Source organism: Cryobacterium shii, assembly GCF_004402595.1.
In the GTDB taxonomy this organism is placed as follows: Bacteria; Actinomycetota; Actinomycetes; order Actinomycetales; family Microbacteriaceae; genus Cryobacterium; species Cryobacterium shii.
The window spans coordinates 1-19,111 of sequence record NZ_SOFY01000005.1; the positions used below are offsets into that span (position 1 = coordinate 1).

At 68.9% G+C, this 19,111-nt stretch carries 16 protein-coding genes and 1 pseudogene; 11 read left to right on the forward strand and 6 right to left on the reverse strand.

Translation table 11 applies throughout. The annotated features are described in order from the left end of the window. Nucleotides 1-225: 225 nt before the first annotated feature. Complete coding sequence (locus E3O49_RS00500) at nucleotides 226-2,382, forward strand: RecQ family ATP-dependent DNA helicase (protein ID WP_134365739.1); 2,157 nt, start codon at nucleotides 226-228, stop codon at nucleotides 2,380-2,382. A 15-nt stretch (nucleotides 2,383-2,397) separates the two neighbouring features. Here E3O49_RS00500 and E3O49_RS00505 read toward each other — a convergent pair whose 3' ends face one another. Continuing rightward, nucleotides 2,398-3,402, reverse strand: coding sequence for an ADP-ribosylglycohydrolase family protein (locus tag E3O49_RS00505; protein WP_134365740.1), 1,005 nt, complete (start codon nucleotides 3,400-3,402; stop codon nucleotides 2,398-2,400). 213 nt (nucleotides 3,403-3,615) lie between these two features. Here E3O49_RS00505 and E3O49_RS00510 point away from each other — a divergent pair, with 213 nt between their 5' ends. The 3 genes from E3O49_RS00510 to E3O49_RS00520 are packed head-to-tail and all read left to right on the forward strand — an operon-like array spanning nucleotide 3,616 to nucleotide 5,885. Next, the gene (locus E3O49_RS00510) at nucleotides 3,616-4,413 is read left to right on the forward strand and encodes an amino acid ABC transporter substrate-binding protein (RefSeq protein WP_277612477.1); all 798 of its coding nucleotides are present in this window, start codon (nucleotides 3,616-3,618) and stop codon (nucleotides 4,411-4,413) included. Nucleotides 4,414-4,438: 25 nt separating this feature from the next. Then, entirely contained in the window at nucleotides 4,439-5,119 is a 681-nt protein-coding gene (locus E3O49_RS00515) for an amino acid ABC transporter permease (protein ID WP_134365742.1), read from the forward strand. Continuing rightward, nucleotides 5,106-5,885: an amino acid ABC transporter ATP-binding protein gene (locus tag E3O49_RS00520; protein ID WP_134365743.1), complete on the forward strand. Its 780-nt coding sequence runs from the start codon at nucleotides 5,106-5,108 to the stop codon at nucleotides 5,883-5,885. Before E3O49_RS00515 ends, E3O49_RS00520 begins: the two co-directional genes overlap by 14 nt. A gap of 29 nt (nucleotides 5,886-5,914) precedes the next feature. Here E3O49_RS00520 and E3O49_RS00525 read toward each other — a convergent pair whose 3' ends face one another. Next, complete coding sequence (locus tag E3O49_RS00525; RefSeq protein WP_134365744.1) at nucleotides 5,915-6,943, reverse strand: TerC/Alx family metal homeostasis membrane protein; 1,029 nt, start codon at nucleotides 6,941-6,943, stop codon at nucleotides 5,915-5,917. Between the two features lie 70 nt (nucleotides 6,944-7,013). Here E3O49_RS00525 and E3O49_RS00530 point away from each other — a divergent pair, with 70 nt between their 5' ends. Next, nucleotides 7,014-7,703, forward strand: coding sequence for a Pr6Pr family membrane protein (locus E3O49_RS00530; protein ID WP_134365745.1), 690 nt, complete (start codon nucleotides 7,014-7,016; stop codon nucleotides 7,701-7,703). A gap of 144 nt (nucleotides 7,704-7,847) precedes the next feature. Here E3O49_RS00530 and E3O49_RS00535 read toward each other — a convergent pair. Next, nucleotides 7,848-8,078 (reverse strand): annotated as a pseudogene (locus E3O49_RS00535) (winged helix-turn-helix domain-containing protein); the annotation flags it as partial. Further along, the gene (locus E3O49_RS00540; protein WP_134450814.1) at nucleotides 8,075-9,109 is read right to left on the reverse strand and encodes a TerC family protein; all 1,035 of its coding nucleotides are present in this window, start codon (nucleotides 9,107-9,109) and stop codon (nucleotides 8,075-8,077) included. The gene E3O49_RS00540 and the pseudogene E3O49_RS00535, both read right to left, overlap by 4 nt. Nucleotides 9,110-9,342: 233 nt before the next feature. Between E3O49_RS00540 and E3O49_RS00545 the strand changes: the two genes are divergently transcribed. Together E3O49_RS00545 and E3O49_RS00550 are read left to right on the forward strand one after the other, a co-directional pair. Then, a complete protein-coding gene (locus tag E3O49_RS00545) occupies nucleotides 9,343-9,894 on the forward strand; it encodes a cupin domain-containing protein (protein ID WP_134402457.1) in 552 nt (183 codons plus the stop codon). 95 nt (nucleotides 9,895-9,989) lie between these two features. After that, on the forward strand, nucleotides 9,990-10,811 hold the full coding sequence (locus E3O49_RS00550) for an HNH endonuclease family protein (protein WP_241975806.1): 822 nt from the start codon (nucleotides 9,990-9,992) through the stop codon (nucleotides 10,809-10,811). Between the two features lie 29 nt (nucleotides 10,812-10,840). Here the strand turns inward: E3O49_RS00550 and E3O49_RS00555 are convergent, their stop codons facing one another. Together E3O49_RS00555 and E3O49_RS00560 are read right to left on the reverse strand one after the other, a co-directional pair. Beyond that, nucleotides 10,841-13,900 carry an AAA family ATPase gene (locus E3O49_RS00555; protein WP_134402456.1) on the reverse strand — a complete coding sequence of 1,020 codons (3,060 nt, stop codon included), beginning with the start codon at nucleotides 13,898-13,900 and terminating at the stop codon, nucleotides 10,841-10,843. Then, a complete protein-coding gene (locus E3O49_RS00560) occupies nucleotides 13,897-15,123 on the reverse strand; it encodes an exonuclease SbcCD subunit D (protein ID WP_134365749.1) in 1,227 nt (408 codons plus the stop codon). Before E3O49_RS00560 ends, E3O49_RS00555 begins: the two co-directional genes overlap by 4 nt. On the opposite strand from E3O49_RS00560, the gene E3O49_RS16410 reads away from it, so the two are divergent. Genes E3O49_RS16410 through E3O49_RS00575 form a run of 4 tightly spaced genes read left to right on the forward strand, consistent with a single transcriptional unit; the run spans nucleotide 15,122 to nucleotide 19,093 of the window. Continuing rightward, a complete protein-coding gene (locus tag E3O49_RS16410; RefSeq protein ID WP_160140984.1) occupies nucleotides 15,122-15,280 on the forward strand; it encodes a hypothetical protein in 159 nt (52 codons plus the stop codon). The two genes, E3O49_RS00560 and E3O49_RS16410, sit on opposite strands and share 2 nt — an antisense overlap. Before the next feature lie 59 nt (nucleotides 15,281-15,339). Then, nucleotides 15,340-16,128 carry a DeoR/GlpR family DNA-binding transcription regulator gene (locus tag E3O49_RS00565; protein ID WP_134365750.1) on the forward strand — a complete coding sequence of 263 codons (789 nt, stop codon included), beginning with the start codon at nucleotides 15,340-15,342 and terminating at the stop codon, nucleotides 16,126-16,128. Next, the gene (locus tag E3O49_RS00570) at nucleotides 16,125-17,096 is read left to right on the forward strand and encodes a 1-phosphofructokinase family hexose kinase (RefSeq protein WP_134365751.1); all 972 of its coding nucleotides are present in this window, start codon (nucleotides 16,125-16,127) and stop codon (nucleotides 17,094-17,096) included. Before E3O49_RS00565 ends, E3O49_RS00570 begins: the two co-directional genes overlap by 4 nt. Next, nucleotides 17,093-19,093, forward strand: coding sequence for a PTS fructose transporter subunit IIABC (locus E3O49_RS00575; protein ID WP_134365752.1), 2,001 nt, complete (start codon nucleotides 17,093-17,095; stop codon nucleotides 19,091-19,093). The genes E3O49_RS00570 and E3O49_RS00575 overlap by 4 nt, the downstream gene beginning before the upstream one ends. Nucleotides 19,094-19,111: the final 18 nt, after the last annotated feature.

Sequence of the window (19,111 nt, forward strand, 5' to 3'; positions counted from 1 at the left end):
AGCCCGCGCCTGCCCACACTCGCCCGCGCCCGACCTCCCGCCCCTGCCCGCGCCCGCGCCCGCGCCCGCCCGCAGCGTCGCGGCGGACCCTGTGCCCGCCGGCGCAGGTTCTAACCTGCGCCCGCTGCCACAACCTGCGCCGCGAGTGCGGCCCGGCGCCCGGTGACCGGCCGTGACCCAGAGGTCACCCGGCATCCTGTCACCCGCACCTGCGAAGCTGGACCGATGACCGACACCCGCACCGACGCCCTCGATATCCTGCGCACCCTGGTCGGGCGCGATGACGCCGACTTCCACGAGGGGCAGTTCGAGGCGATCGAGACCCTCGTCGACCAGCGCCGGCGCGCCCTGGTCGTGCAGCGCACCGGGTGGGGCAAGTCGGCGGTGTACTTCGTCGCCACGCTGCTGCTGCGCCGGCAGGGCGCCGGGCCGACGATCCTGGTGTCGCCGCTGCTCGCCCTGATGCGCGACCAGGTGGCCGCGGCCGCCCGGGCCGGCGTGCGCGCGGTCTCGATCAACTCGTCCAACCCGCACGAGTGGGCCGAGGTACGGCAGCAGCTGCAGAACGACGAGGTCGACGTGCTCCTCGTCTCTCCGGAGCGCCTGAACAACCCGAAGTTCCGTGACGAGCAGCTCCCCGCGCTGCTGGAGCGGGTCGGCCTGCTCGTCGTGGACGAGGCCCACTGCATCTCCGACTGGGGCCACGATTTCCGGCCCGACTACCGGCGCCTGCGCGACCTGATCGCCCAGATGCCCGACGGGGTGCCGGTCCTGGCGACGACGGCCACCGCGAACAGCCGGGTGGTGACGGATGTCGCGGCGCAGCTGGACAGCGCGGCGACCGGATCCGCCACCGACACCTCCGCCGGAGCCGACACCTCCGCCGCGGTGGTCACCATCCGCGGGCCGCTCGCCCGCGCCTCCCTGCGCCTGGGCGTGCTGCGCCTGCCCGACTCCCGCACCCGCCTGGCCTGGCTGCTCAGCCACATCGACGAGCTGCCCGGCAGCGGCATCGTCTACACCCTCACCGTGTCGGCGGCCGAAGACACGGCCCGGCTGCTGCGGGAGGCCGGCCACCCGGTGCGCGCCTACACCGGCCAGACGGACACGGCCGAACGCGAGGAGTCCGAGGGCATGCTCAAGCGCAACGAGGTGAAGGCCCTCGTCGCCACCAGCGCCCTCGGCATGGGCTTCGACAAACCGGACCTCGGCTTCGTCCTCCACCTCGGCGCACCCTCCTCCCCGGTCGCCTACTACCAGCAGGTCGGCCGCGCCGGCCGCGCCACCGAGAACGCCGATGTGCTGCTGCTGCCCGGGGTCGAAGACCAGGACATCTGGCAGTACTTCGCGACCTCCTCGATGCCCAGCAAGAACAAGGCGGAGGCCGTGATCGCCGCGTTGACCGCGCACGGCGGCGCCCCGCTCTCCACCCCGGCGCTGGAAGCCCGCGTCGACCTGAAGAGGAGCCCGCTCGAACTCCTGCTCAAGGTGCTCGACGTGGACGGCGCCGTGCGCCGGGTCACGGGCGGCTGGGTCGCCACGGGCGAGCCCTGGTTCTACGACCAGGAGCGCTACGAGCGCATCGCCGCCGCCCGCGTCGCCGAGCAGCAGTCCATGATCGAATACGAGACCACCACCGGCTGCCGGATGGAGTTCCTGCAGCGCGCCCTCGACGACGACACCGCCGTCGCCTGCGGGCGCTGCGACAACTGCACCGCGGCCTGGTTCCCGGCCGAGGTGCGGCCCGACATGGCATCAGCCGCCGCCCAGTCCCTCGACCGGGTCGGCGTGGCCCTCGAGCCGCGCGCCCAGTGGCCGACCGGGGTCGCCAGCCTGGGCGTGAACGTGCGGGGCAACATCCCGGTCGACGAGCGTCTGCTGGCCGGGCGCGCCCTCGCCCGGCTGACCGACCTGGGCTGGGGCGGGCCCCTGCGCGACCTCTTCGCCGCTCAGGCCACGGATGCCCCGGCGAGCAAGGCCATGATCGCCGCCTGCATCCGCGTGCTGGCCGAGTGGGGCTGGGAGGAGCGGCCGGCGGCGGTGGTGAGCCTGCCGTCCCGGCGGCATCCGGTGCTCGTCGACTCGGTGGCCCGCGCCCTCTCCGATGCCGGGCGGCTGCCCTGGCTCGGTTCCCTCGACCTCGTGGGCACGGGGCCGACCGGCGCCCCGGGCGGCAACAGCGCCTACCGGCTCTCCAATGTGTGGGACCGCTTCAGTGTGGGGCCCGATCTCGCCCAGGCGCTGGCCCCGTTCGCCGGGCGGCCGATCCTGCTGGTCGACGACATCGCCGGGAGCCGCTGGACGCTGACCGTCGCCGGGCGCCTGCTGCGGCGGCAGGGCGTCGCGGCGGTGCTGCCGTTCGCTCTCGCCCTCACGTCCTGATGCCGGCGCCCCGGGTCAGCGCAGCGCCCGCAGCTTGACGCCCCGCCGCTCACCGACCTCGTCGGCGTCCGCGGCCTCGCCCCGGTGTGCCGCCTGCATGGACAGGCGCACGAGATCAACGCCGCGCAACCCCGGCCAGCCCTGCACCAGGCGACGCCAGGACGTGGGCACCTCCGCCAGTCCCCAGCGCGCGGCCACGAGCGCACCGACGGTGGCCGCCACGGCATCCGTCTCGCCCCCGCCCCGCGCAGCGGCCTCGATGGCGCGGCGCACCTGGCCGGCATCCGTGCCCTGGGTGTGGGTGATCGCCGACCAGGCGCCCTGCAGCGTCTGCACCACCCAGCCGTTGTTCGAGAAGTCTGCCGGCCGCTTTTCTTCGGCGTAGGCGAACCGCGCCGCCCAGGCGGCGCGCCGACCGGCCGGCAGCAGCGGAAGACCGACCCGCAGGTCCAGCTCCCCCTCCATCACCGCATGACGGATGGCGAGTCCCCACAGCACGCAGGCGTCCCCGGTATCCGTCTCGCAGTGCGTCAACTCACTGACCAGCCGGGCAGCATCGGCCAGCGCCCCCGGGTCGTCGAGGTAGGCCAGGGCGACCGCCGCGGTGCGAGGGAGCGAGCCGGCGCCGGCGCTGCGCCCGTTTCGTTCGTGCTGTTCCCGGGCCATCCGGCGCACCCCCGCTGCCGTCGGTTCGCTGCGCGAGAGCACCGCCCCCAGCTGGATTCCACCGTAGGGGGCGGATTTCGCCCAGCCCACCCACTGGACGGCCACGCCGTCGAGTACGGCCTCATCCCGCAGGTCTCCGCCGTCTGCCGCGGCGAGCGCCAGGGGCACGGCCATGGCGGTGTAGTCGGTCCATTCGCCGGGCGCCCAGTGGAACCCGCCGCCCCCACGCATACTGACGGGCGTGGAGTCGGGCAGGGGGCCTGCGAATTCGTAGCCGGCACCGAGCGCGTCTCCGCAAGCCAGGCCGAGGAGCACGCCGGCGGAACGATCGTGCTGGGCAGGGGTGAGCTTCATGGCGGACTCCTTCGGGTTGAGTACGGCTCGCGCAGCCTATTACCACGCAAAATCGCGGGCAAGGCCATTGACCCGGCGTCCCCTCCTGTGTGACGGGACATGTCGGATGGGAATAGTGACCGGTGCGCACACCTTGTTAGTCTTCGGACGTTGCTGATCAGCAACGGAACGACGAAACCTCGGTTAGGCCAGAAACTAATGAAGCTCAAGATCATGTCGGCAGTCCTTTTCACAGCGATCGCCGTTTCGCTGGCCGGCTGCTCCACCGGCGGGGACACTGACTCCGACAAGACCGCCGGGGCGGACACGTCCCTCTTGGCCGTGCAGAAGTCCGGCACGCTCACCGTCGGCACCGAGGGAACCTACCGCCCGTTCACGTTCCACGAGAACGGGTCGGGCAAGCTGACCGGATTCGACGTCGAGGTGGTCGAAGCCGTCGCCGGCAAGCTCGGCGTCAAGGCCAAGTTCGAGGAAACCCAGTGGGACGGCATCTTCGCCGGCCTCGAGGCCGGCCGCTTCGACGTGATCGCCAACCAGGTCTCGATCACCCAAGAGCGCACCGCCAAGTACGAGTTCTCCACGCCGTACACGTACTCGACGGGCGTGATCGTGGTCAAGAGCGACAACACGTCCATCACCTCCTTCAAGACCCTGTCGGGCAAGACCTCGGCGCAGTCGCTGACCAGCAACTGGAACACCCTGGCCACCGAGAGCGGCGCCAACGTGCAGGCCGTCGAAGGCTGGGCCCAGTCGGTGGCACTGGTCGAGCAGGGCCGCGTCGACGCGACCGTGAACGACAACCTGACCTACCTGGACTACAAGAAGCAGACCGGTGCCGCCGGTCTCAAGGTGGCCGCGAACACCGACGAGAAGTCCGAGTCCGCATTGGCCTTCATCAAGGGCAGCACGGCGCTTAAGACCGCCGCGGACAAGGCCCTGGCCGAGCTGACCGCGGACGGGACCCTGGCGAAGATCTCCGAGAAGTACTTCGGGACCGACGTCTCCAAGTAACCGCCTCGGCTGACGAGGCGTACCGATGAACGAGACCGCGACCCAGTCCGCCTGGGACCTTTTTTTGACCTCCCTGGGACCGATCGCGCAGGGAGCCGTCACGGGAACCATCCCGCTGGCCCTGGCATCCTTCGCGATCGGGCTCTCGCTGGCCCTCGGGCTGGCCCTGATGCGCCTATCCCGGCGCCGCTGGGTGTCCGGCATCGCCCGCGTCTACATCTCCATCATTCGCGGAACGCCCCTGCTGGTGCAGCTGTTCGTGATCTTCTACGGCCTGCCGTCGCTGGGCATCCTGATCGACCCGTGGCCGAGCGCGGTGGTCGCGTTCTCGCTGAACGTGGGCGGGTATGCGGCCGAAGTGATCCGCGCGGCGATCCTCTCGGTTCCGAAAGGACAGTGGGAGGCCGCATACATGATCGGGATGTCGCATCGGCGCGCGCTGACCCGGATCATCCTGCCCCAGGCCGCCCGGGTGTCCGTCCCTCCCCTGTCGAACACCTTCATCAGCCTGGTCAAGGACACCTCCCTGGCCTCCCTGATCCTGGTCACGGAGCTGTTCCGCCAGGCCCAGGAGGTGGCCGCGTTCAGCCAGGAGTTCATGCTGTTGTACCTGGAAGCGGCACTGGTGTACTGGGTGATCTGCCTGGCCCTGTCGTCGGTGCAGAGCATCCTCGAGAAGCGATTGGACCGCTATGTCGCCCACTGACCAGCCCGTTCCCGACGCCCTGCTGCGGGTGCGCGGCCTGCGGAAGAACTTCGGCACGAACCGGGTGCTCGAATCGATCGACCTCACGGTCGGGCGCGGCCAGGTGCTCGCCCTGATCGGCCCGTCCGGTTCGGGGAAAACGACCATCCTGCGCTGCCTGAACGGCCTCGAGCTGGCCGACGGCGGCACGATCGATGTGGGTGGCGAGGTGTCCGTCTCGTTCGACCCGCCCCCGACGAAGAAGCAGCTCACGGCGTTGCGGGACCGCTCGGCCATGGTCTTCCAGCACTACAACCTGTTCCCGCACAAGACCGTGCTGGAAAACGTGCTCGAGGGGCCCGTCGTGGTGCAGCGGCGGCCGAAGGCCGAGGTGACGGCCGAGGCAATCGCCCTGCTCGAGCGCGTGGGCCTCGGCGACAAGACGGACAGCTACCCGTTCGAACTCTCCGGCGGCCAGCAACAGCGCGTCGGGATCGTACGCGCGCTCGCGCTGCGACCGCAGCTGCTGCTCTTCGACGAGCCCACCTCGTCGCTGGACCCCGAACTCGTCGGCGACGTGCTGCGCCTGATCAAGGAGCTGGCGGTGGAGGGCTGGAGCATGGTGATCGTCACTCACGAGCTCGAATTCGCCCGCGAGGTAGCCACCGAGGTGGCGTTCGTCGACGGCGGCACCGTTGTCGAGCACGGCGATCCGAAGCAGGTTCTTCGCGAGCCGAAAGAGGAACGCACCCGCCAGTTCCTGCACCGGCTGTTGTTCCCGTTCTAGACCACCGGCCGGCGTCTGAAATCCGCCCGCTAGCTCTGGTGCTCGGGGTCGTGCTTATTCGCTGGTTCCGCGACGGTCTGATCCGCTGCCCGGAGTGAGCCGGCATGAGCCCGCGCCGTGGGATCCTGCCGCGTCTTGATCAGGCTCGCAACCGTGGTCACGGTCAAGACCACACCGATGACGATCAGGCTGAGGTTCGTGCTGATCTCCGGCACGCGGGCGTCCAGGCCGTGTCCCCAGTGCAGAACGAGTTTCACACCGATGAAGGCCAGGATGAGGGACAGGCCCGTCGACAGGTAGACCAGCCGGTCGAGGAGCCCCTTGACGAGGAAGAACAGCGCCCGGAGCCCGAGCAGTGCGAAGGCGTTGGCCGTGAAGACGATGTAGGCCTCGTCGGTGATTCCGAAGATCGCCGGGATCGAGTCGAGTGCGAACAACAGGTCGGTGCTGCCAATGGCTATCAGCACGATGAACAGCGGTGTCACCGCTCGGCGGCCAGCGCTTCGCGAGAACATCCTTCCGCCGTCATAGTCGTCGGTGACGGTCAGGCCCCGGCGGGCCACCCGGACCAGCACGTTGTCCTGCACGTCGGGGTCGACATTGCGGTGCCGGTACAGCTGTACGGCCGTGAAGATCAATACCAGACCGAAGATCAGGAACATGAATGAGAACAGCGAGAGCAGTGCGGCGCCCAAGGCGATGAAGATCGCCCGCAAAATGAGTGCCAGCACGATCCCGAAGATAAGAACCTTCTGCTGGTATTTTTCCGGGACGGCGAAGGTCGACATGATGATCACGAATACGAAGAGGTTGTCGATGGACAGGCTCTTCTCAACGATGTAACCGGCGAAGTATTCAGCGCCGAAGCCCCAGCCCACCTGCGCCGCGAAAACGAGGCCGAACAGGATCGCGACCGCGATGTACAGCACGGACGAGAGTGCGGCCTCCCGAAACCTGACAACGTGCGGCCGAGCGATGGCCAGGCCCAGGTCCAGCGCGAGCAGAACCAGAATGACTGCGATGGTGAGCGCCCAGCGGAGCGCGGTTACTTCCAGCAATGGTGACCTTCCTGTCGTATCCCCGGTGAGAATTTTTTCCCCATCTCGGCGGCATTATTCTTCTTCAGTGATGTCAACAGCGATTTCTCCGGTGGTCTCCGACTCAACATCGCCCGCCCCCTTCCGGCGCCTCGCCGGTCTGCTGCGGATCGGCATGGGCCTGCTGCTTCTCGCGAGCATTGCCACGCAGGTCACGGACCAGCTCTGGAACGATGCCTTCGTGGCCACCGAGTACTTCGGCTATTTCACCATCCAGTCCAGCCTGATGAACGTCGTCGTGCTCCTCGTGGGCGGTTCCCTCGCCCTGCGCCGAAGGCTGGATCCCCAGCTCCTGACCGGAGTACGGATGTCGGTGCTCACCTACGCGGTGGTCACCGGCGCCGTGTACAACGCTCTGTTGCGCAACGTCGTCTCCGACGGGTTCACCGGGATCGCCTGGCCCAACGAGGTGCTGCACGTCTGGGCGCCGATCTTCATCGCGCTGGACTGGATACTCTCCCCGGGGCGCCCCGCCCTGGCCTGGAAGCGCCTCGGTCTGGCCCTGATCTATCCGCTGGCCTGGGTGGCCTACGCCGTGGTGCGGGGCAACCTGACCGGCTTCTACACCTACCCCTTCCTCGACCCAGGCCAGCCGGGCGGCTACCTCGCGGTGGCGCTCTACGTGCTCGGCATCGCGGCCTTCATCACCGCTCTCGCCGCGGCCGCGATCGCCGAGAGCCGGTTCCGTTCCCCTGCGTTCCGGGCCGACACCACGGCCTGATCGGCTCAACTGAGTCCGTTCGGCGGGCGCGAACGTGCCGAACACCGCGATCATCTCGTCCACGCTGTGCGCCGCGGTCGATGGATGCCGGAACGGCCGGTTCCGCTCGATGCTGTAGTGGTTGCGCCGCCCGACCCGTTCACGCCGGATGTACCCGGCCTCGACCAGGTCGGCCAGGATGCTCAGTGCCGCCCGGGACGACACCCCCACCGTGTCCGCGAGCTCCTGCACCCGGGCATCGGGGTTCGCCGCGATGGCGAGGAGCAGGTGCGCGTGGTGAGTCAGGAACGTCCACCGTGTGTCGGGGGGAGGCCGGCGGTCCGCCGGGGACAGTGACGGGGCAGGGGACGGAGACCGGGCCGGGATCTGTGTCATCGTCTCGTCTCACTTTCGGTTCTTCTCGGTCGGATCCACCAGACCGGCTCGAGTTCGGCCAGTTCGTCCGGAGTGGCCAGCCGGAATGCCCCGGCCGGAACCGCCTCGACGCTGCGGCGGCCCTGTCCCCGCGTGGCCCGCAGACTCAGCAGGATCGACACCAGGAGGATCGCCACGATCACGGCCAGCGATACCGTCGTGGGGATGTAGAAGACGTCGAGCAGCAGCATCTTGACACCCACCCAGACCAGCACCAGGGCGAGGCCGATCTTCAGGTAGACGAAGCGGTGCATGAGGTCCGCGAGCAGGAAGTACATGGCGCGGAGCCCGAGGATCGCGAACGCGTTGGCTGTGAAGACGATGAACGGTTCGTTGGTGACCGCGAAGATGGCGGGGATGGAGTCCACGGCGAACACGACATCCGTCACCTCGACGAGCACGAGGACGGCCAGCAGCGGCGTCGCGAGCAGGATGCCGTTCTTGCGCACGAGGAAGCGCTGGCCATGGAAGGCGTTGGTCATCGGGATGAAGCGGCGGAAGAGACGCAGCACCGGCGACTTCTCCGGATGTGCTTGTTCGGCGCGCGTCTTGATCATGCGGTAGCCGGTGTAGATCAGGAACGCGGCGAAGACGTACAGGATCCAGGAGAAGTTCTCGATCAGCACGGCGCCGGCGGCGATGAAGCCGCCGCGTAGCACGAGGGCGCCCACCACGCCGAGGAACAGCACTCGGTGCCGGTATTCCCGCGGCACCGCGAAGGCCGCGAAGATGATCGCCCAGACGAAGACGTTGTCCACCGCGAGGGATTTCTCGATCAGGTAGCCGGCGAAGTATTGCTGACCGAATTCGGCTCCGGCGGTGATCCAGACCACCAGCCCGAAGCCGATACCGATCAGCACCCAGACGACGGACCAGGCTGCGGCTTCCCGCACCCGGATCACCTGCGCCTTGCGATGGGCGAACAGGTCGATGGCGAGCATCGCTAGGATGATGCCGAAGACGCCCAGCCAGGCGGAGAGAGAAACGTCCATGGGGAGAGTGATGCCTTCCAGTCAGGTGCGCCAACTGGAGGTCTGGTCCGGCCGTGGTGGCCCGTGCGGCCGGGTTTCGATCACGAAACCGTAGTGACGACCACACGCTGAGGATTACTCCCCTCCTGCAACTAGTGAAGCATGCTTCACCTGTCGGATCAAGCAACGGCATCAAACGACGTTGAAAGGCCCCGGCTCGGCGACTATGGTGCGTTCAAACAGGGAGGTCGCCCATGAAGGGTTTCGTTCAGGACATCAAGGATCTTGCCGGTCAGAATTCGGATTTTCGCCGCGTTCTCTACACCGGCAGCGGGCTGCAGCTGGTGGTGATGTCACTCAAGCCCGGCGAAGACATCGGCGAGGAGGTGCACGATGACCGGGACCAGTTCTTCCTCGTCGAGAAAGGCCGGGGAGAGATCTGGATTGACGGCATCACCACCGAAATCCGTCGGAGCATGGGCATGGTGGTTCCCGCCGGGGCGCGGCACAACGTGTTGAACACCGGGGGCAAGAAGCTCCGGCTGGTCACTGTGTACGGGCCGCCTCAGCATGCCGACGGCACCGTGCACGCGACCAGGGAAGACGCCGAGTCCGCCGAGGAAAGCTTCGACGGCACCACCACGGAGCGCGCGCGCGCCAAGGGCACGTCGGCCGGGAACAAAACGGCCGGGAAAGCGACCGCCGGGAAGACGACTGCTCGAAAGACGACTTCTCGAAAGACGACTTCTCGAAAGACGACCGCCGGGAAGGCAAGCATCGGCAAGACGAGCGCCGACACCGAGTAGTCGAGTGCCCGCGCTTCATCCTGTGCTGGGTGAGGCGCGTGGTCATCCGGTCATTATCGCTACCGGTAGGGTCGAAAGCCGACCCTGGGGGAACCGTGCGAAACTCGCTGCACCACGTCGGCCGGGCCCGACGGCGTTCGCGGCTGCGGCCGGGCCTGACCGTGCTCGTGGCCCTGCCCCTGCTGATTCTCGCGCTGGCGATCGCAGCCGGGAACACCGGGAACCCGGGCGCCCCGGCCGCGAGCTCGGCGTCGCCCGCCGCCTCGGCCGTGGCCACTCCCGAGGCCACTGCGGCTTCACCCGGGGCCTCGGCGGCGGCCTCCCCCGCCGGCTCCGCCTCGGCGTTGCTCGCCACCCTGCCGGTGAAGGGAAAGGCCGCGAAGACGGGCTACGACCGCACCGGGGAGTTCGGGTCCGCCTGGCGGGACGTCGATCGAAACGGCTGCGACACCCGCAACGACATCCTCGCGCGGGATCTCACGGTGATCGTGACGTCCGGGCCCTGCAAGGTCATGAGCGGCCAGCTCCTGGCGCCGTACACCGGTCGGACCGTGGCCTTCGTGCGCGGCGAAACGACCTCGACACTCGTGCAGATCGACCACCTGGTGGCGCTGTCGAACGCCTGGCAGACCGGTGCCCAGCAGCTCACGCAGGACCAGCGGATCGCGCTGGCCAACGATCCCGTGAACCTGCTCGCGTCCGATGGCGCCTCCAACTCACAGAAGAGTGACGGCGACGCCGCCACCTGGCTGCCCGCAGCCTCGTCCTTTCGCTGCGAATACGTCGCCCGGCAGATTTCGGTCAAGGCCGCCTATGGCCTGTGGGTGGCCCCGGCCGAACATGACGCGATGGCGCGCGTGCTCGCGGCCTGCCCCGACCAGCAGGCCTACGCCGACACGCCCGCGCCCGCGTTCTGACCCCGGCCCCGGCTCACGCTTGCCACTGACTACACCGGCACGAGACCGTCGTCGATCTCGCTGTAACCCTGATCGGTGACGGTGATGACCAGCTTGGCCGGGATCTGCTCCTTCATCGAGTCGACGTGGCTGATCAGGCCGATGGTACGGCCACCGGCGCGGAGCCCGTCCAGGGTGCTCATGGCCGTCTCCAGCGTGGCGCTGTCGAGGGAACCGAACCCTTCGTCGACGAAAAGGGTGTCCAGGGCGATGCCGCCGGCCTGGTTCGACACCACCTCGGCCAGACCCAGGGCCAGCGCGAGCGAGGCGAGGAAGGTCTCACCCCCGGAGAGCGAGTGGGTGGGCCGGGCTCGCCCGGTGTGCGCGTCGCGGATCATCAGCCCGAGGCCGGACTGGTTGCCCCGGTACTGCAGCGAATCATCGTGCTCGAGGCAGTAACGGCCGCCGGTCATGGTGCGCAACCGGTTGTTGGCCGCCGCGATGATCTCCTCGAGCTGCGCGGCGAGGACGTAGGTCTCCAGGCGCATCCGTTTGGTGTTCGGTTCATCCCCGTGCACCGCGGCAGCCAGCTCGCGGACCCGCGTGTGGGTGGCGAGGAGCTCGGCCCCGGCGTCGAAGTGCGCCGCGGCGTCCGCGACCAGCCCGGCCATGACGGCCACCCGCTCGTCCAGCGACCCGCGGGCGGCCACGGCCTCGTCTCGGGCGTCGGCGGCGGCCGCGAGGGCGATGCGGGACGGTTCCAGATCGGTCCGGCCGTCGGGGAGGCCGACGATCTCCGGCTCGGCGAGCACGGCGCGCGACGCCGCCAGCTCGTCGTCGTGGCGCCGGATCGCCGCCTCCAACGTCGCAATGGCGGCCTCGTCCAGGCGAGCGGTGACCGCGGCCGCCTGGTCGGTGAAACCTTCCTGCGCCAGCTGCGCGTGTATGACGTTGAGAGCTGACTTCCGTGCGTTGTCCCGTTCGAGGCTGCGGGCCAGGGCCTCGTCCAGGGTGCGCGCGGCGTCGAGTCGGGCGCGCAGGGCCAGTGCCCGGTGCGTGACGGATGCGAAGTCGCCGCGATGGGCTTCGACCCGCTCGTCGATGGCCAGGCGCTGGCTGCGGCGCTCGGCCAGGGTCGTGGCCGCCTCGTCACGGGCGAGTCGCAGGTCCGCCAGTGACCGCCCCGCCTCCTCGAGGTCGGCCCGCAGCCGGCTCTTGTCGCGGCCCAGGCTCTCGGCGCGTTCGGCCGCGGCCTCGGCTTCGGCCAGCGCCGCCTCAGCCGTGATGATGACGGCGGCCAGTTCGTGGGCGCTCCCTTCGCCGGCACGGATTCCGGCCAGCGCGAGAGCAGTGGTGACCGAACCGATTCGGGCGTGGCTGCGGTCGAGCCCGGCCTGGGCCAGCGCCATCCGCGCACGAGCGGCCTCGAGGTCGCGCTCGGTGACCGGTTCGCCGTCGCCGACGGCGGGGACGGGATGCACGCTCGAGCCGCAGACGACGCAGGGCGCCCCGTCGACGAGCTGCAGGGCCAACTCCGCGGCATGACCGGCCAGTCGCCGATCACCGAGGTCCTGATAGTGCACCGCGGCCTCGGTGTTCTCCCGGGCGGTGGCGGCGTCGGCCACCAGGGCAGCCGCGAGATCGGCGTCAAGGGCTCGCACCTCTTCCGCCGCGGTCTGGGCGGCGAGCGCAGCCTGCACGAGTGCACGGGCCTCCGGTTCGCGTGCTGCCGTCCGAACCGCAGCGGCCAGTTCCCGGTCGATCCCGTCGAGCCGGTCGGGCAGCAGGTCGAGTTGCTCCTGCGTCGCATAGACGGCCGCCGTGTGGCGGCCGAGCCGAGCCGCCAGGTCGGCGAGGTCACCGTCGAGCCCCGGCAGTCGTTGTTCAGCGAGGACGACGTCGTCCAGCGAGCCCAGTTGACCGAGAAGGACTTCGATCGTGGTGCCGAGGCTCTTCCGCGTGGAGGCGGCGACCCGATCGGCCGGGATGGGCGCGCCGCCCGGAGCCGGGGAATCCCCGGCCGTGTCCGGGTCGTCCTGGAACGGTTGCCAGGCCTGACGTGCGGCCCGCTCCGCGGCCAGGGCGAGGTCACGGGCGTCATCGGCGGCCTGCAGGGCCAGGAGCTGAGGCCAGACCTTTGCCGCCCGGTTCGCGGATTGCACGGCGCCCCGGTCTGAGGCCACCCCGGGCTCGCGTTCATGCAGCAGAGTGAGGGACGACAGGGCACCGTCCCGGCGATCCTGTCGTTTGCGCAGGTCGCCCTGCGCCTGGTGGTGAGCCGTCGCGGCGGCGAGTGCAGCCGCAGATCGGTCTGCCGTCACGGCGGCGGCCCGGTGCAGGGCGCCGAGTTCGTCCCGGGCGGCGTCGAACCAGTCGCGGTCGGGGTTCTGCGGCACGTCCTCACGTTGGAGCTGCCGCGCCGCGGTGCCGGAAAGCCCGGCCAGCCGTTGCCGCACCGATTCCAGAGCGTCGCCGAGCAGCTTGCGCCGGCCCTGGAGGTCCGTCTCCACTCTCTCAAAGCGTGCCGTGCCGAAGAGTGTGCGGAGCACGGCACGGCGGTCGTCCGTCTTGGCCAGGAGGAACCGCTGGAACCGGTTCTGGGCCAGCAGGATGACCTGCAGGAACTGGTCCTGCTTGAGGGGAAGGATCCGCGCCAGCTCATGTCCGACGTCGACGGGGCGGGTGGCGATGCTGCGCCAGCCGGCACCGTCAGCAGCACCGTCAGCAGCACCGCTGTCACCAACGCGGTCGAACACGTCGAGGCGGGCGTCGGGCTGCGACATGGTGGTGCCCACCCCGCGCTTTTTGTTCTTCTCGTATCGGGGCGTGCGGTAGATGCGGTAATTCTGGCCGTTCAGGCCGAATTCGAGCTCGACGAAGGTGAGGTCGTCGGGGTCGCAATGGTCGCTGCGCAGCTGGGATTCGGTGCCCTCATAGCGCGGCACGCTGGCGTACAGGGCGAAGCAGACCGCGTCGAGGATGCTGGACTTGCCCGCCCCTGTTTTTCCGCTGATCAGGAATATTCCGTCGGCATCGAACCGCTGGAAGTCGATCACCTGTTCGTTCTTGTAGGGACCGAAACCGGCGATCCGCAAGCGCTTGATCTTCATTCCGTCACCTCCAGGAGGTCTCTCGCGGCGAGGATTTCGGCGACGAGATCACGCTCGAAATCCGTCTGGCCGACCCCGTTGCGCACGAACTCGAGAAATCCCGCCACGATCTCGTGGTCGTTCTGGCGATAGATGCGCTCCCCGTAGGTCGCGACCTCTGACTGCACGACGATGAAGGGCCGGTGCTCGAGGGTGACGCAGTGCGGGAAACGCTTCTGCAGTCGCCGCATTCCATCGAGGGGCCGAACCTGGTCGGTCAGGATCGCCGACACCCAGTCATCCGTGAACTCATCGAACGAGTCGTCGGTAAGCAACGCGTCGATCTCACCGGTGAGCACGCTGAGGCGGCGGGGCACGGGCAGGTCGACCCACTCGATCTGCGCCTCGTGGCCGCCGCGCCCGTCACCGGGCCCGAGGTCGACCAGCCAGCCGCCGCGGGGCTTGCCGGCCTCGGAGAACGAGTAGTGCAGTGGTGCTCCCGAGTAGCGCACCCGGTCGTTGAGGACGGCCCGGCCGTGGATGTGGCCGAGGGCGACGTAGTCGGGACCGACGGACTTCGCGCCGTCATTTATGAATCCGTCGTTAATGAATACCGGGTTGGTAAACACCGAGACCGGCACGAGGTCGAGCCCGCCGGCGGTGATGTCGCGCTCGACGTCGGTCGCCTCGGCTACCGCGACTCCGGCCGCGAAACAGTGGCTGAGGACGACCGAGCGGCCGCCCCGCACGGCGAGGTCGGCGCGGATGCGGCGCATCACGAAGGTGAGCACCTGCTCGTGCGTCTTGAGCGTCTCGTCCGGGTAGAGGTGTCGGATCAACGCCGGCTCGAGGTAAGGGATGCCGTAGAAGTGCACGGGGCCATGCTCGTCCTGCAGGGTGACGGGCTCGAGGAATTGTTCCGGCCGGGTCACCACGTGGATGCCGGCCAGCCGGGCCCACTCGGATTGGAAGCCCAGCCGGGTCGCCGAATCGTGGTTTCCGCTGGTCATGACCACCTGGGCGCCGGCCTCCCGGATCTCGCGGAGCGCCGCCGCGAGCAGGGTGTAGCTGTCGGCGGAGGGCATCGCCGAGTCGAAGATGTCGCCGGCGACGGCAACCACATCGATCCGGTGGTCCCGCACGGCCTGGACCAGGGCGTCGAGGACCTGACGCAGGTGCCCCAGGGTCGAATGCGTGTGGAAGGTTCGCCCGATGTGCCAGTCAGAAGTGTGCAGGATCTTCATGCTCTTCACGGTAGTGCCGACCACTGACACCGGCCGCACGCCTGCCGATCCGGGGCCCATCGCCGTGCAGGCGGCAGGCGAAAATCGCCCCGGGACAGCCACTTCTTTGTTTATCTGCGTTTTGCTTGACAAGCAAAAACAAACACAGGTACGGTAGAGCCATTGAAGTCCCGTGGTCCCCGCCACAACCGTTTCATACATCGTCGAGGAGGACAAATGTTCGCTGAAGAGCGCCAGGCCCTAATCGCCGATCTGGTGTCCAGTTCGAGCCGGGTCACGGTCAGCGAGCTGGCCACCCGCTTCGACATCACCCCCGAAACGGTGCGCCGAGACCTGACCACCCTGGAGGGCGCCCGCCAGTTGCGCCGCGTTCACGGCGGTGCCGTGGCCCTCGACCGGCAGAGCATGTCGGAGCCGAGCCTCGAAGAGCGCCGGACCCAGCACCATGATGAGAAGATGCGGATCGCGGCCGCAGCCCTCGCGCTGATCCCGGCCAGCCAGACCGGGTCGATCCTGCTCGACGCCGGTACGACCACCGAACTCCTCGCCGACCTCCTGGTCGACTGGGCCCCGGCCGAACTGGACGACGAACTGCTCGTCATCACCAACGCGGTCCCCATCGCCACCAAGCTCGCCTTGAACGACGACATCCAGCTCTATATCCTCGGCGGCCGCGTGCGCGGCCTCACCCGCGCCGTCGTCGGCCCCAGCACCATCGCCCAGCTCGACGCCCTGCGGCCCGACATCGCCTTCATCGGCGCCAACGGCGTGCACTCCGATTTCGGATTCAGCACCCCGGATGCCGTCGAGGCCGCAGTGAAAACAGCCATCGTCCGTTCGGCCCGCCGCGTTGTCGCGCTGGCCGATTCCTCCAAGCTCGACAAGGAAACCCTGATGCGCTTCGCCGCCCTGGGTGAAATCGACGTGCTGATCACGGACGCCTCCCCATCATTCGAACTTGCCGCAGCCCTGGCCGCGGCCGACGTTGAGGTTGTGATCGCGTGATCATCACGCTTACCCCTAATCCAAGCCTGGATCGCACGATCGAGCTGAGCGGGCCCCTGGCGCGCGGCGAGGTGCAACGCGCCGGCTCCTCCCACGAGGAACCGGGCGGCAAGGGCGTGAACATCGTTCGCGCACTCGAGGCATCCGGCATCCTGAGCCTCGCCATCCTGCCGGGCGACGATATGGACCCGGTCCTGGTCGCCCTGCGCGCCGACGGTGTCCCGCACCTCGGAATGCCGATCGGCGCCACGATCCGCAGCAACGTGGCCATCACCGAGCCCGACGGCACCACCACCAAGGTCAACGTGCCCGGGCCGGTCCTGACCCCCGCCCAGCAGGCCGCCCTGATCGAGCTCGTGCTGGAGAAGGCCGAAGGGGCCAGCTGGCTGGTCCTGGCCGGCTCCCTGCCGCCCGGGGTGCCGGTGGACTTCTACGCCAGGATCACCCGCGAGCTGCGCACCCGCTTCGGCACGAGCGCCCCGAAGGTGGCCGTCGACTCCTCGGGAGCGCCGCTGGCCGCCGCCGTGACCGCCGGCCCTGACCTGATCAAGCCCAATGCGGAGGAGCTCGCCGAGCTCACCGGCATCCCCGACCCGGACAGCCTCGAGGGCAACCCCGAACTCGTGGCCCGGGCCGCGCAGCGCCTCGTCGCCGGCGGGGTCGGCGCCGTGCTGGCCACCCTCGGTTCCAAGGGTGCCGTGCTGGTGACCGCCGATGGGGCCTGGCTGGCCCAGACCCCGCCGATGGTGGCGGTCAGCACGGTCGGCGCCGGGGACTCGTCCCTCGCCGGATACCTGCTCAGCACCAGCGCCGGGGAACCCGCCCCCGACTCCCTTCGTCAGGCAGCCGCCCATGGGGCAGCCGCCGCGTCTTTGCCCGGATCAACCGTTCCGGCACTGAACCAAACCAAACCGGGCGACGTCACCGTGACGACGCTTGTTACCCATCCAAAGGAGGATGTCCAGTGAGTGCACTGATCACGCCGGAGCTCGTTGCTCTGGATAAGAATCTCGGAGCCGCGCCCTCGAGCGTAATCCGGCATCTTGCCGAGCTCGTCGTCGGCGCCGGCCGAGCCACCGAGATTGAGGGCCTCTACGCGGATGCCCTCGCCCGCGAAGCGAAGACCGCCACCGGGATTCCGGGCGGCATCGCAATTCCTCATTGCCGCTCAGAGGCCGTTTCCGAGCCGACGCTGGCCCTGGCCCGGTTGACCTCCCCGGTCGACTTCGGCGCCAAGGACGGCCCCGCCGACCTCGTCTTCCTGATCGCAGCCCCCGCGGGAGCCGACCAGGACCACCTTAAAATCCTGGCCAAGCTGGCTCGCTCGCTGATGAAGGCCGACTTCACCGCCGCACTGCGCGCGGCGAAGACGCAGGCCGAGATCGTCGAGCTGGTCACCAACGTCGTCGCCCCCGTCGGAGTCACCGTCGGCGCGTCCGCAAACGTGGGCAGCACGCCGTCCGCGGCCACCGGGGTCAAGCGCCTCGTCGCCGTCACCGCCTGCCCGACCGGCATCGCGCACACCTACATGGCTGCCGAGTCCCTCGCCGCCGCGGCCAAGGCCGCCGGCGTGGACATGCAGGTCGAGACGCAGGGTTCCGCCGGCCTCACGATGCTTGACGCGTCCGTGATCGCCGCGGCCGATGCCGTCATCTTCGCGGTCGACGTGGACGTTCGCGGTCGCGAGCGTTTCGCCGGCAAGCCCGTCATCCAGGTGCCCGTGAAGCGCGGCATCGACGAACCGGCCAAGCTCATCCAGGATGCGCTGGCCGCGGCACAGAACCCCAATGCCCGCCGCGTCGGCGGCACCGTCGGTGCGGCCGAGGCCGAGGAGACCAACGAGCACTTCGGCCAGAAGGTCAAGCGCGCCCTGCTCACCGGTGTCAGCTACATGATCCCGTTCGTCGCCGGTGGAGGCCTGCTGATCGCACTCGGCTTCCTCCTCGGAGGCTACGAGATCACCAAGGTCGCCGACACGGTGACGCTGCAGAACAGTCTGTTCAACCTGCCTGACGGCGGAATGCTCACCTACCTGGGAGCCGTCTTCTTCAAGATCGGCGCCCTGTCGATGGGCTTCCTGGTTCCGGCCCTGGCCGGTTACATCGCCTACGCGATCGCCGACCGCCCCGGAATCGCCCCCGGTTTCGTCGCCGGTGCCGTTGCCGGGTTCATGGGTGCCGGCTTCCTCGGCGGCATCGCCGGTGGTCTGCTGGCCGGTGTCGCAGCCGCCAGCTTCGCGAAGCTCGACGTTCCGCGCTGGCTCCGCAGCCTGATGCCCGTCGTCATCATCCCGCTGGTCGCGTCGATCGTCGCCTCGGGCCTGATGTTCCTGGTTCTCGGTGGCCCCATCGCGCTGCTGAGCACCGCGCTGAACGAGTGGCTGTCCGGCATGACCGGCGCCTCCGCCATCCTGCTCGGCCTGATCCTGGGCCTCATGATGGGCTTCGACCTCGGTGGCCCGGTCAACAAGGTGGCCTACGCCTTCGCCGTCGCCGGCCTCGGTACGGCCACCATGGCCAACCAGGCGCCGTGGCAGGTCATGGCCGCGGTCATGGCCGCCGGCATGGTTCCGCCGCTCGCCATGGCTCTGGCCACGGTGCTCGACCGCCGACTGTTCAGCGTCGCTGAGCGGGAAAACGGCAAGGCGGCCTGGCTGCTGGGTGCGTCCTTCATCTCCGAAGGCGCCATCCCGTTCGCTGCAGCAGACGTGCTCCGCGTGATCCCGGCCTGCATGGTCGGCGCCGGTGTCACAGGCGCTCTCTCGATGGCCTGGGGTGTCACCTCGAAGGCTCCCCACGGTGGCGTGTTCGTGTTCTTCGCCATCGACAGCTTCGCGCTCTTCGCCCTGGCCATCGCGATCGGAACCGTTGTCGCGGCCCTGCTCGTGATCGCTCTGAAGCGCTACGCCCGCAGGACACCGCTGGTCACCACGGATGCAACCGTGCCCGCACTGACCAACGCGTAGCATCAAGAGCGCAGTAGT